Below are 13,420 nucleotides of genomic sequence, written 5' to 3'. Positions count from 1 at the left end.
CTATTATTATTCATTTAATAAGTCTTTAAGTTTTACCAATTCCACATCTCTAAAAAAATTTTCTTTTTCTAATTCTTCCATAACTTCAATAGTCTTTGGCCTGATATGACAAATAACAATAGCTTTACCTTTCTTTTTCGCAATATCAATACTTTGTTGAAACCTTTTTCTGATCATCTCTTTATCATTCTCATGATCTAAAAACAAATCATTTTCCAAAAAGGGAATATCAACCTCTTTTGCTATTCTTTTCCCAACACTTTTATGCGAAGTTTTACTATCTAGAAAAAATAATTTCTTTTCCTTTAATACTTCAAATAAATTTCTCATAGTTTCAGGATCAGAAGTAACCTTAGATCCCATGTGATTGTTTATTCCCTCAATAGGGTAATCTTCGAAATATTCCATGCTTTTATTAACTATTTTTTCTATTTCTTCTTTATTCATTCCTTGCAATATAGAATAAGATACAAGATATTTTGCATCTTTAGGATAACTTATAGACTCCATAGGCATATGTATAATTGCATACCAATTTTTTCTCTTTGTTTCTTTCAGCAATTCTCCTATCTTCGAGGTGGGTATTATTGCCAAATTTAATGTATATGAAAGAGAGAAAAGTCTATCAGTCCAGTAATTTTTCTCAGTAATATCATCCACAACAATAGCAAGAAGAGGTTTTTTTATCTCTTTTTTTAACGTAATTGGAAAATAAAAATTAAAAAGCCTTAAATCAACTTTTTTAAAAGTAGGTAAAGAATAAGAATAAAAGACTATAATTTCATCATAATTCCTTAACTTTTTTAGTTTATATTTTAAATTTCTTCTCGAAAATTCATACCTCAGGCTATTTTTTAATTCTTCCCAAGACTTATGCCAATATACTTCATATTGGTTCCAAATTAAGTTATAATTCGAAAAAACCTCCTCTCTTACTTTTACATTTATTTTTCTTATATCCTGAGAATATTTCCTCTGAAATTCGGAAAAAATCTCGTAAGAAACATTTATTTCAAGATTAATAGTAGTTTCTTTTTTGTTTTCTATTATAGATTCATCCATTTTTTTTAAAATTTCATTTTTTCTACAACAAAATAATAGAGGTAAAAATGCTAATAAAAAAATTATTCTTCGAATCTTTTTCCCCATAACTTCTTCAATCTTTCTCTTATTATTTTCTCTTTTCCTTCTTCCGAAGGATAATAGAATCTTTCCCTCACATTCTCAGGAAGATAATTTTGTTCCACAAAATGACCAGGATAATCATGAGGATATTTATATTCTTTAAAGGATGAACTTCTCAGATGTAAAGGAACAGGAGAAGGACCATGTTTTCTAAGATATTCATTAGCTTTATTTATAGCAACCACAGAACTGTTACTTTTAGAGGCACAAGCTAAATATATTGTGGCAGTAGTTAAAGGAATTTGTGCTTCAGGCATTCCTACAAACTCTACTGCAAAAGCTGCAGCTTGGGCTATCACTAAAGCAAAAGGATCTGCCATTCCAATATCCTCAGCAGCATGAATAAGAAGACGTCTTGCTATAAATCTTGGATCTTCTCCTGAAAGAAGCATTCTTGAAAGCCAATACACCGCTGCATCTGGATCTGAACCTCTTATACTTTTAATAAAAGCAGAGATAACATGATAATGCTCATCTCCTCTTTGATCATATCTAAAAATTCTTTTTTGAATCACATCCTCAATTACTGAAAGATTGATTACATTTCTGCCCTCAGAATCAGGAATAGCAAGAAACGATGCAAGTTCTAGGGTATTTAATGCAACTCTTGCGTCTCCATTTGAAAATCTTATTATTTCTTCTTCTGCTAAATCTTCTAAAATAATATTTTGATTACCTAGACCTCTTTCTTTATCTTGAAGAGCTCTTCTTATAATTATTCTAATATCATCATTAGAAAGAGGCTTCAGTTCTAGTAATCTACATCTAGATAAAAGGGTATTATTCAAAGTAAAAAATGGGTTTTCTGTCGTTGCTCCAATAAGAATGACTAAACCCTTTTCTATCCAAGGTAAGAGAACATCCTGTTGAAGCTTATTAAAATGGTGGATTTCATCTAAAAAGATAACTGTACTCTTTTTGAAAATCTCCATATTTCTTTTTGCTCTTTGAAGGGCTTCTCTTATTTCAGAAACCCCTATAATTGCTGCATTTAATTCTATAAAATCAGCCTCTATAGCTTGAGCTAGAAGAATAGAGAGAGTAGTTTTTCCAGATCCAGGAGGACCATATATTATAAGCGAGGGAAGATAACCCTTTTCTACAGTTCTCCTTAAAAAAGAATTTTCACCAATTATCTCCGATAATCCTACCAATTCCTCGAAATTTCGAGGTCTCATTCTATAAGCAAGGGGTTGGTATTTTCTATCTTCTTTAAAAAATTTTTCTTGTTCCATTAGTAGTTAAAAACTTTCTCAAGAAATTTTCTAAAAACATGTTGAAAATTGACTATAAAATCTCCTTTACTCTGAAGTATAAAAAGGTTAGGAGAGAAAAAATATACTCCCTCTTTTTCTTTTATTACCTCATTTTTCTTATATGGAGAAAATCTTCTATCTAAGAGTAGTTTAACATTATCGACAATATTTCTCTCTACTTTTAGAGTAGTATCTATAAGAAATATAGTAAGTTGAGAGCCTAAAACTTCTCTTCTTCTTAAAAATTCCCAAAGATCTCTCAATCTAATATTATTAGGAGGACTAGTTTTACATTCAATATACAAAAGATAATTTTCTACTAATCCTAGTACATCAAAATCTCCTCCTCCAGAAATACCTAAAAGCTTAACTCCCCAAAAGGCAGGAATAGAAAACTCTCTTTTGAGAATTTGTGCTACAAACCACTCTAAAGTTTCTCCAAAATTATCGATTAAATCATACAAAAAATAAAATTTATCCCCTATTCTTTCAAGAATACCTGCTTCTTCAAGAAATTTAAAATAATTAGAAATTTCTTCCCATGTCCATTTCGTTAATAATAAGCTTAAATCAATAAAGCCTGAGGTTTTAACTTGAATCAAATCACTAATAAGTCTTCTAAAACGATAGTGAGAAAGAAGTTGATAATATGTCTCCCATATTTTTATATCTTGCTTCTTCGGTAGTATTACCCTATTTAGAGAACAGCTTTCGGTAATAGTATAACCTCTTAACCTCAGAGTTCTTTTAAGTCGAATTTCTTCTAACTTTTCTAAAAAATTTTCAAAATAATTCTCTTTATTTTCATTTTTCATAAAATTTCTTAATTTTCTTCTAACATTTTCAATATTTTTTCCATTATTTTATCTTGCTTTCTATCCTCTTCTTTAACATGGATCCTCTTTAGCTCATCTAGTGAAAAAAATTCTCTTCTTCCCTCTTCAAACTCAACGATAACTTTCTTCAAAGGTACATGATAATCTACAATGACTCCCTGACCTTGTAAAGTTTCTACTATACTGCCCTTAGGTGGAAATTCCTTTTTAATTTCCTGATAAATCTCATATTCATAGGCTAAACAACACATCAATCTACCACAAATTCCAGATATTTTTAAGGGATTAAGAGCTAAAGACTGTTCCTTTGCCATTTTAACTGAAATAGAGCAAAACTCAGGAAGGAAGGTATGACAACAAACTTCTCTTCCACAGATACCTAGTGCTCCTAAATATTTCACTTCATCTCTAACTCCAACTTGATGAAGTTCAATCCGAGTTTTGTAATGATTAGCCAATTCTTTAACAAGTTCTCTAAAATCCACCCTCTCTTCAGAAGCAAAATGAAATGTGATTTTACTATAATCAAAAGCGATTTCACATGCTAGAATCTTCATTGGAAGATTTAGTTTATTTGCTTTTTCTTGTACAAATTTAACTCCTTCTTTTTCTTCCTCTCTATATTTTCTAATTTTTTCTAAATCTTCTTTATTTGCCTTTCTAAGAATTGGTTTTAATGGAGTTGCAGGTTTAAAATCAGGAGGGGCAAGAAAAGGAGGAATAACAACTATTCCTGCCTCTACTCCTTGAACAGTTTTTACTATCACCCAGTCTCCTCTTTTCAAATTTGTTTTTTCAGTAGAAAAATAATATATTTTAAAAGTTCTTAGCCTAACTCCAGCTATATACAACGATTCTTTCATGTTAATACACCTGCCTCAAAAATAGAGTTTCTAAACTTAAAACCAGATGAGCATTATTTCTAATAGCTCTCATTGTATCTTGAGTTGCCCTGAAATTTCTTCTTATTCTTTCCAAAGAAAATTCTTGAGATTTTCTTGCAATTTCTCTTACAAAATCTTTCTGAGTTATATATTCTTCTTTTTCATATAATTTCCAAAAGAAAAGATCTCTCCACCAAAACAATAATATTTCTAATAAAGCCAAAATATATTCTACTTTTCTATCTTCAACTAAAAATTCAACTAGCTCAAAAATCTGATTTAAATTATCTTTTTTTAGAAGAGATAATTCTTTTAAAAATTCTTCTCTTCTTTGCCAATTTTCTTCATCCAACCAAAAATATCCTTTTCCAGGACTTCCCTGAGCAAGAGAAATTAATATTTCCTTTTTATCTTCAGGGATATTTTTAAAAATTAATCTTAATTCTTCATCATTTAGATAAGTAAAGGCTACAATCTGGCTTCGAGATATTATTGTAGGAAGTAGCATCTCAGGACGCCAAGCAATTAAAATAAAAATAGTATAAGGAGGAGGCTCTTCTAGAGACTTCAATAGAGCATTTGCAGACTCATTTCTTAGTTGATGAGCAGAATCTAATATAATAATCTTCCATTTACTTTGAAAAGGCTTCCAATGTATTTCTTTCTTTATTTCTCTTACTTGCTGAATTTTAAACCACATACCTTCAGGCTCATAATAAAGAAGATCAGGAAAATTTATATTTTTTATATCATTACACTTAGGACATTCCCCACATCCTTCCTTTGGTAATACTGGACAATTTAAAGCTTGAGCAAAAGATATTGCAGTTAACTTCTTTCCCACACCTTCGGGACCGACAAAAAGGTAAGTATGGGATATTTTTTCTTCTTTTATGCTTTTCCTTAAAATTTCAATAGCTTGCTTTTGTCCTATAATCTCTCGAAAAGCCATCTAAATCTTCTCGAAGTGAGATACTTCTAAAACAATAACTACTGCTCCTCCAACTTTTATTTTCACAGGCATAGGAACACTTCTCAATAATTCCACAGAAGGTAAAGGAGGAATAATAACTTTTTCTCTTTCTTTACAATTTTCCTTTAAGATAGTCAATACTTCTTCTAATTTTTCTTCTTCTACTACCGTAAGTATTGTAATACTCGCTTCCTGTAAAAATCCACCTTTACTTTTAAAGAAAGTAAACGGAAGGTTCTTTTCTATGAAAATCTCTCTTATTTTTTTCCAATCTTCCTCTTGAATAACTGCTAAAATTAATTTCATAGATTTACCTCTCCAATTTTTTTAAGATAATTTTTAAAATAATATGGTGAATTTCTTCTATTAAAAGTTCTCCTGATATTACAAAAATTCTGCTCTTATTTTCCTTTGCAATCTTTAAATATCCTTCTCTAACTTTATGATAAAAATTCAAATTCTCTTTTTCAATCCTATCAAGACTTTCCTTCCTTTGAAATATCTTCTCAGGAGATATGTCTAAAAGTATAGTAACATCAGGATTCAACCCAAAGGTAACTAATTCATTTAACTTTTTTAATTTATTAATAGGAAGTCCCCTTCCATATCCTTGGTATGCTAAAGTTGAATCTATATATCTCTCGCATATTACTATATATTTTTCTTTAAGTTTTTCTTTAATCACTAAAGAATTTTCAGCTCTTGAAGAAAGATATAATAACGCCTCGGTCCATGGATGAATAGAAATATCAGAGTTTAGAAGAATATTTCTTATATTTTCACCTAAAATTGTTCCTCCTGGTTCTCTAGTAAGATAAATTTTATAATTTTTTCTTTCTAAAAACTCCTTAAGAAGTCTTGCCTGAGTGGTTTTTCCACATCCATCCAATCCCTCAAAAGTAATAAAAATACTTTCCATTTACTCATACCTAGTAAGGAAATATCTTTACTTTTCTATTTGGCTCAACCCCTACACTCTCAGAACGTAAACCATATTCCTGTATTAACTGATGCTGTAATCTTCTTATATAAGCAGGTTGAGGAGATAACTCATAAGGCTCTTCGTGAGTCAATACATACTCTATCCCCTCTTGAGCCTCTCTTAAAGCCTTCTCTTCTTCTACACTCTTAAGATTTCCTATTTTAAAATAATCAGATAAAAATCTTTCCATTTGGGTTACAGTGTTACTTCTTAAAATAGAAAAAATCATATTTCTTCTCTCAGCCTCATTTATCAAATCCCTAGCTCTCTTTTGATGAGCTTTCAAAAGCAATAAACAATTTGCCTCAGAGAAATTTCTAACAACGTACGCAGGAACCCCTAAATTTCTAATTGCTTTTTCTAGTTTATTTTTACTAATTCCATAAGGAAAAATTTTTAAAATCTCAGACTTCTTTTGCATAGAAGGAGACTCTTTTTCTTCTTGAATCTTTGCTGGAGGAACAAATATTTTTTCTACCTTTCCCTCAGGAGTCCTAATTCTAATCTCAGGAGGAATAATATATCCCCTTAGCATAGCATCTATAGTCTTTGACACATCGTGGTGAATAGCTAATCTATCTCTTTCCTGGATTTCAATAACAATATCAAAAGTTGGAGGGGCCTTTCTTTCTAAGACTGTTTTTTGAGTACCTCTTCGTTTTGCTTCTTCATCACTTAAGGTTACAACTTGAATACCACCAACTAAATCAGAAAGTGTAGGATTCAAAAGAAGATTTTGAAGAGTTATCCCATGAGCTGTTCCTATTAATTGCACACCTCTTTCCGCTATTGTTCTTGCTGCTTTTGCTTCTAACTCTGTACCAATTTCATCAATTACTATTACTTCTGGCATATGATTTTCCACTGCCTCAATCATAACATCATGTTGTTTTGCAGGATTTGGAACCTGCATTCTTCTTGCCCTTCCAATAGCTGGATGAGGAATATCACCATCTCCTCCTATTTCATTAGATGTATCAATGATTATTACTCTTTTGTTCAATTCATCTGCTAATACCCTTGCTGTTTCTCTTAAAAGAGTAGTTTTTCCAACTCCTGGCTTTCCTAAAAGAAGTATATTTTTCCCTGTTTCAATAACATCTCTTATAATATCTACAGTACCTAAAACTGCTCTCCCTACTCTACATGTCAAACCGATAATTCTTCCATGTCTATTCTCAATTGCAGAAATTCTATGAAGAGTTCTTTCAATTCCAGCTCTTTTGTCTCCACTAAATTCTCCTACTCTAGAAAGAACATAGTTAATATCTTCTTCTGTCGCATATCTTCCATGAAAGATGATATTTTTTTTGTAAAAACGAGCCTCTATCTCTCTACCTAGATCTATAACTACTTCAATAAGATCTTTTATGTCCTCGTCCTCTTTTAACCTTTTTCTAATATCCTCAGGAAAAATCTCTAATAATTTATCAAGATCGTCTAAAATTTCTTGTCTCATATCTTAGCCCTTTCCTATATCTTATAACAAATAATCCCCCATGAACCTGGTCCAATATGGGATAAAATCGTACAACTGAAAGAGACAAAATAATATTCTTTAACATTAAATCTTTCATAAATTTCTTTTTCTATACTTTTCAGTTCTTCAGCATTATCAGAATAAGCAACAGCTACCTTTACAGGAGTATCTCCGATCCTCTCCTTCATAATTTCCAAAATCCTATCTTTAACTTTCTGTTTTGTTCTTACCCTCTCTACAGGCTCTATTGCTCCATTTCTCAATTCTAAAATTGGCTTTATCTGTAGAATACTCCCCATCCACGCCTGAGCTGCCCCAATTCTTCCACCTCTATAAAGATACTCTAATGTATCCACAGTAAATAATGTTTCATTATTTTTTTTCATTTTATCTATTATATCAAAAATCTCATTTAAATTCTTTCCTTCTTCAATTGCTCTTCCAATTTCAATTACCATATATCCTAATGCAAACTCTGTTACTAAAGAATCTATAACATGAATTTTTTCAGCAAAAGGAAGCATAGCTCTCGCAGTATTTGCAGAGCCAATAGTTCCACTTAACTTTGAAGATATATGAATTGAAATTATAGCATCAGCATCTTCCAAATTTTTATATACATTATAAAATTCTTCTACCGAAGGTTGCGAAGTTTTTGGAAAAATGTTAGTTCTTTTAATTTTTTCAAAAAACTGAAGAGGAGTTATGTCCAAACCATCTCTATAAACTTCATTTTCAAAAGCTACTTTTAAAGGAACAACCAGTACATTATATTTTTTAATAAACTCCTCAGGTAAAGCAGCAGTACTATCGGTAACAATTCTAATCATTTTTTTCCTCCTTATAAAAATATTTTAGGAAGAAACACCACCCTCACCTTGAACTTCTGACTCTATCTCACCCCTTTGAGGAGCAAGAATTGACACAATAACTTCATCTAAGGGCGTCAAAATTTTAATTTTTTCAGAAAGCTTAATGTTTTTCACTAATATTGAATCTCCAATATCTAGATTTGAAATATCAATTTCTATATGACTCGGAATATCTAAAGGTAAAGCCCTAATATAAATTTCGCTAATACCATGCTGGAGAACTCCACCTCTTTTAACTCCTATAGCCTCTCCTACTAATATTATTGGTACATGAGTATCTACAACTTCATCTAGCCTTACAGCATGAAAATCAATATGGATTATAGAATCTGTTAGAGGATCAATCTGAAAACTTTGTAAAAGGGCATTCTCCGTTCTTACTTCTCCGTCGTCTATAATATTAATTTTTAGAATATGAGATTCAGTTTCATATTTTCCTTTTTTAAATATCTTTTGACATTCCTTTTTATCTAAAATTAAAGGAATATTCTCTTCCAAGTGACTTCCATACATTATAGCAGGAATTTTTCCCTCTTTTCTATACTTCTTTGCCCATTCCTTTCCTAATTTTTTTCTCTTATATGCTTTTATCTCAAGTATATCCATTTTTTAACCTCCTTTTAATCAAATAATGAACTTAAAGAATCTTTGTTTGAGATTCTTCTAATAGCTTCTCCCAATAGACTACCTATAGAAAGAATTTTAAGCTTAGGTACAATCTTAATTTTATCAATAGGGAGAGTATTTGTTACAACTAATTCTTTGATTTCAGACTTCTGAAGTTCTTCTGAAGCATTGTTTGTAAGAATTCCATGAGTAACTGCAGAGTATATATCTCGCGCTCCTTTTTCTCTTAAAAGTTTTGCTGCAGAAAATAAAGTATTTCCTGTAGTTACAATATCATCACAAATAATCACATCTCTATCTTTTACATCTCCAATTATTTCTTCTACCTCTGCTACTTCAGGGGAGGGTCTTCTTTTATATATTATAGCTAAAGGAGTATGTAATCTATTAGCTAAAGCTTTTGCTCGAGCAACCCCACCTATATCTGGAGAAACCACTACAGGGTTTTTAAGATCCATATCTTGGAAATATCTTGTAAATAGAGGTAATGCAGATAAATTATCCACAGGTATATCAAAAAATCCCTGAATCTGGCCTGCATGAAGATCCATAGTTACAACTCTATCAGCTCCAGCTACAGTTAATAAATTAGCCACAAGTTTTGCTGTAATAGGTTCTCTTGACTTAGTTTTTCTATCCTGACGAGCATAAGCAAAATATGGAATAACTGCAGTAACCGCCTCTGCAGAGGCCCTTTTAAGAGCATCAATAATAATCAATAATTCCATAAAATACTCATTTACAGAACTTCCTAAAGATTGAATAACATAAACTTCTGCCCCTCGAACACTTTTAACAATTCTTGCATAGATCTCCCCATCAGAAAATCGCCTTATCTCTATATCCCCCAATTCTACCCCTAAGTAATCTGCAACCTCCCGTGCCAATGCAGGATTAGATGTCCCACTATATAATGCCAAGCATTTTTGAGTCATAGCTAATCTCCTTTAATTCTTAATTTTGATGAAATAAAAGAAAATGACCCAATCTCTACATCTTCTCCGATATAATAATCTTCTATCATGACGTTAGAAGAAATTTTTGCTCCTTTTTCTAAATAACTTTGTCCAAAAATAAAAGTACAAGGATAAATAATTACGTCTTTATTCAATATGGCATATTTTCCTATAAAAGTTAAATTGGGAGATATAAATGAAACTCCCTCCTCCATCCACTTCCTATTTATCGCTTCCTGAAGAACTCTTTGAATATCTGCCAATTCTAACTGGTTATTTATTCCCATAACCTCATAAGGCTCAGTCCTCAAAGTTTCAATCTTTTTTCCTTTTTCCAATAATAAAGATATAGTATCTGTAAGATAAAATTCCTTTTGGGTATTATTATTAGATAAATAAGGTAGAACCTCTTTTAAACTCTCCCATGAAAATGCATATATGGAAGCATTAACTTCTTTGATCTTTTTTTCTTCTTCAGTAGCATCCTTTTCCTCAACAATTTTTAAAATATTTCCATTGACATCTCTTACTATTCTGCCATATCCCTTAGGATTTTCAATATATGTAGTGAGTAAAGTACAAACATTATTATTTTTCTCGTGAATTTCACATAATAATTTAAGAGTTTCTTCTTTAATTAAAGGAACATCTCCAGGCAAAATAAGAATATTTCCTTTAAACTCTTTCAAAAAAGGTATCAATTGTCTTACTGCATCTCCTGTGCCTAATGGTCTCTCTTGGATAACTAAGTGATCCTCATATTCTTTATATAAGATTTTATATAATTTAGGACTAACAACTATGAAATATCTTTCTTTTACAATCCTCGATACTAAATCTGTAAGATAATAAATAATTGGGCGATCCAAAATAAGATGAAGAACTTTGGGCCGCTCTGTCTTCATTCTTTTTCCTTGTCCCGCTGATAATATAACTGCAACCCAATCTTTCATGTAATAATAGAAAAAGTGGCTGGGGAGGCTGGATTCGAACCAGCGAATGGCGGATCCAAAGTCCGCTGCCTTACCAGCTTGGCTACTCCCCAGTTTACATTAAATTATAGCCTATGGTGAAAAACTGGTCAATAAATGATAAAATATTTCTACTGTGAGGAAAAATAAGATTATTAAAAAAAGAACAAGAAAAAACATAGAGAAAATTAAAGAAAAAATAAGGCAAAAAATTTTTTTAATTACTTTTTTAATCTTCATAGCGATAAATATCATTATTCTCGGAGTAGATTTTTTTATAAATCCCCCATTAAGACTGGGAGAAATTTCCCCAAGAAACATTGAAGCTCCGAGATCAATTGTATATATTGACAAGGATGAAACAAATAGAATGAAAAATCTTCTTTTATCTCAATTAAAGCCAGTTTATAAGATTGATCAGAATATAACTATAAGTGCTTTAAGAAAATTAGAGGAGGTATTTAAAAATTTCTATGGAATTAGTGAAAAATCTAAAAAATATTTATCCTCTGTTCCTGTTTCAAAAATAAATAAAATCATAGAAAAAACTGAAATTTGGTTGTCTGATATATATTCAAAAGGAATTTCAAAGGATAATATAGAACAAAGAAGAGAGGAATTAACAAATTTTCTAATAAGAGAGTTTAATATTCCTTCTTATTTCTCTAAGGAAATCGCTAAAATCCTTATAGAATCTAACATGTACATTGATGAAAAAGAAACAGAACTAAAAAAACAAGAATTACTAAAATCGATAAAACCCATAGAAAAATTAATCTCAAAGGGAGATATTATAGTTAAAAGAGGAGAGATAATTAATGAAGAAAGATATAAAATATTAGACGCTTTTGGTCTTACTACATCTTTTAATAATATCATTAAGTTCATAAGTCTATTAATACTTGTTATTCTATTTCAAATATCTCAAAAGCTCTTTTATTTTAAACTTTCTCTTAATCCAGATTTAAATATCTTTGTACTTTCACAAGTACTCTTTTCCTTAGGCCTACTCTTGATTAAACTTTTCTCTATAATTTCACCCTATCTTTCTCCCTTAGCTTCAGTCTTTTTCTTAATCTTAACTACACTAAATATTTCTTATTCCATTATTATGAACTTTCAACTTTCTATACTTTTTGGTCTAATTAACAATTCCTTCTTACTTTTAATAATTTCCTTTTTTAACTTTCTTATTATTGCCTACTTTTTAAAAGACATTGAAGATCGAGTAAAATTTATAAAAATTACTTTTTACCTTTTTCTAAGCAATATACTTATTATATCTATCTTCAATTTCCTTTCAGGAGATTATAAAATTGAATCTTCAGAATTTTTAAGTACTCTAGTAAACCCGCTTTTATCTACAGTGTTAGCTCTTGGTTTTTTACCTTTCATAGAAAATATCTTTAGAATTGCAACTCCTTTAAGACTCCTGGAACTTTCTAACCCTAATCATCCTCTCCTTCATAAACTCTTTTTAGAAGCTCCTGGGACTTACTATCATAGCTTAATTGTGGGCAATTTAGCGGAAAGAGCAGCAGAAGCCTCAAATGCTAATATTTATCTTGTAAGAGTTGCGTCACTATATCACGATATTGGCAAAATAAAAAGACCTCAATATTACATAGAAAATCTCATGCCTGGACAAAAAAACCCTCACAATTTTCTTAGTCCTTATATAAGTTCTCTTATAATTAAAAATCATACAAAAGAAGGGGCTCAAATAGCAGACGAGTATAAATTTCCAAAATCAATAATAGACATAATAGAGCAACATCACGGAACAAGTCTAATAACTTATTTTTTTCATAAACAAAAAGAGTTATCTCATACTTATGTTTTTGAAGAGGATTTTAGATATTTAGGTCCTAAACCTAAATCTAAAGAGGCTGCAATAGTAATGTTAGCAGACAACGTTGAAGCTGCAACAAGATCTCTAAATAATCCAAATCCTGAAACAATAGAAAAAATTGTTAGAAAAGTGATAAGCGAAAAGATCACAGATGGGCAATTGGAAAATGCTAATCTTACTTTAGAAGAATTAGAAAAAATTTCTCAAAGTTTTATAAAAACCCTATTAAGTATGAGACATCCTCGAATACCATATCCTCAAGTTGAAATAAAAAAGGAGGCTTCCTGGCGATGACCTACTCTCCCACCCCGTTACCAGGGCAGTACCATCGGCGCTGGAGGGCTTAGCTTCCGTGTTCGGAATGGGAACGGGCGTTTCCCCTCCGCTCTAATCACCAGGGCCTCCTCCCTTTTTTTATCTCTACTATTAGACATCACATAATAACCAGCCAGGCGCCAAAGCCTCGGCATATTAGTACCGGTCGGCTCCACGCATTGCTGCGCTTCCACCTCCGGCCTATCTACCTCCTCTTCTCGGAGGTGCCTT

Annotated in this window: 13 protein-coding genes, 1 tRNA gene and 2 rRNA genes; 1 reads left to right on the top strand and 15 read right to left on the bottom strand. The window is 31.1% G+C overall.

Features of this window, described 5'->3' with window-relative positions:
• Nucleotides 1-6: 6 nt before the first annotated feature.
• The 13 genes from NZ841_03560 to NZ841_03500 all read right to left on the bottom strand — a co-directional run bounded on the left by NZ841_03560 (nt 7) and on the right by NZ841_03500 (nt 11,096).
• Nucleotides 7-1,149 (bottom strand): divergent polysaccharide deacetylase family protein, encoded by a 1,143-nt coding sequence (locus tag NZ841_03560; GenBank protein MCS7201833.1) that lies wholly within the window; start codon nt 1,147-1,149, stop codon nt 7-9.
• Nucleotides 1,125-2,420 (bottom strand): replication-associated recombination protein A, encoded by a 1,296-nt coding sequence (locus NZ841_03555; protein MCS7201832.1) that lies wholly within the window; start codon nt 2,418-2,420, stop codon nt 1,125-1,127. The genes NZ841_03560 and NZ841_03555 overlap by 25 nt, the downstream gene beginning before the upstream one ends.
• Nucleotides 2,420-3,256, bottom strand: a complete 837-nt coding sequence (locus tag NZ841_03550; protein ID MCS7201831.1) for a hypothetical protein — start codon at nt 3,254-3,256, stop codon at nt 2,420-2,422. Before NZ841_03550 ends, NZ841_03555 begins: the two co-directional genes overlap by 1 nt.
• Before the next feature lie 8 nt (nt 3,257-3,264).
• Nucleotides 3,265-4,140, bottom strand: coding sequence for a stage 0 sporulation protein (locus NZ841_03545; protein MCS7201830.1), 876 nt, complete (start codon nt 4,138-4,140; stop codon nt 3,265-3,267).
• A 1-nt stretch (nt 4,141) separates the two neighbouring features.
• Nucleotides 4,142-5,113 (bottom strand): DNA polymerase III subunit delta', encoded by a 972-nt coding sequence (gene holB / locus NZ841_03540; GenBank protein ID MCS7201829.1) that lies wholly within the window; start codon nt 5,111-5,113, stop codon nt 4,142-4,144.
• Complete coding sequence (locus NZ841_03535) at nt 5,114-5,440, bottom strand: cyclic-di-AMP receptor (protein MCS7201828.1); 327 nt, start codon at nt 5,438-5,440, stop codon at nt 5,114-5,116. It lies immediately after the preceding gene.
• 4 nt (nt 5,441-5,444) lie between these two features.
• Nucleotides 5,445-6,053 carry a dTMP kinase gene (gene tmk / locus NZ841_03530; protein MCS7201827.1) on the bottom strand — a complete coding sequence of 203 codons (609 nt, stop codon included), beginning with the start codon at nt 6,051-6,053 and terminating at the stop codon, nt 5,445-5,447.
• Nucleotides 6,054-6,063: 10 nt separating this feature from the next.
• The gene (locus tag NZ841_03525) at nt 6,064-7,575 is read right to left on the bottom strand and encodes an AAA family ATPase (protein MCS7201826.1); all 1,512 of its coding nucleotides are present in this window, start codon (nt 7,573-7,575) and stop codon (nt 6,064-6,066) included.
• A gap of 14 nt (nt 7,576-7,589) precedes the next feature.
• The gene (locus tag NZ841_03520; GenBank protein MCS7201825.1) at nt 7,590-8,426 is read right to left on the bottom strand and encodes a DegV family protein; all 837 of its coding nucleotides are present in this window, start codon (nt 8,424-8,426) and stop codon (nt 7,590-7,592) included.
• 24 nt (nt 8,427-8,450) lie between these two features.
• The gene (locus NZ841_03515; protein ID MCS7201824.1) at nt 8,451-9,074 is read right to left on the bottom strand and encodes a 50S ribosomal protein L25/general stress protein Ctc; all 624 of its coding nucleotides are present in this window, start codon (nt 9,072-9,074) and stop codon (nt 8,451-8,453) included.
• A 14-nt stretch (nt 9,075-9,088) separates the two neighbouring features.
• A complete protein-coding gene (locus tag NZ841_03510; GenBank protein ID MCS7201823.1) occupies nt 9,089-10,030 on the bottom strand; it encodes a ribose-phosphate pyrophosphokinase in 942 nt (313 codons plus the stop codon).
• A gap of 2 nt (nt 10,031-10,032) precedes the next feature.
• Nucleotides 10,033-11,004, bottom strand: a complete 972-nt coding sequence (locus tag NZ841_03505; protein MCS7201822.1) for a sugar phosphate nucleotidyltransferase — start codon at nt 11,002-11,004, stop codon at nt 10,033-10,035.
• A 16-nt stretch (nt 11,005-11,020) separates the two neighbouring features.
• Nucleotides 11,021-11,096 (bottom strand) — tRNA-Gln (locus NZ841_03500).
• Nucleotides 11,097-11,158: 62 nt separating this feature from the next.
• Here NZ841_03500 and NZ841_03495 point away from each other — a divergent pair.
• Nucleotides 11,159-13,168 carry an HDIG domain-containing protein gene (locus NZ841_03495; protein ID MCS7201821.1) on the top strand — a complete coding sequence of 670 codons (2,010 nt, stop codon included), beginning with the start codon at nt 11,159-11,161 and terminating at the stop codon, nt 13,166-13,168.
• Here the strand turns inward: NZ841_03495 and rrf are convergent.
• Nucleotides 13,157-13,273: ribosomal RNA gene (gene rrf / locus NZ841_03490) — 5S ribosomal RNA — on the bottom strand. The two genes, NZ841_03495 and rrf, sit on opposite strands and share 12 nt — an antisense overlap.
• 52 nt (nt 13,274-13,325) lie before the next feature.
• Nucleotides 13,326-13,420: ribosomal RNA gene (locus NZ841_03485) — 23S ribosomal RNA — on the bottom strand; the annotation flags it as partial.

This window comes from Dictyoglomus sp. (assembly GCA_025060475.1).
Lineage (GTDB): Bacteria > Dictyoglomota > Dictyoglomia > Dictyoglomales > Dictyoglomaceae > NZ13-RE01.
The sequence above is the reverse complement of the archived record's forward strand: the minus strand, read 5'-3'. Positions and strand labels throughout refer to the sequence as shown.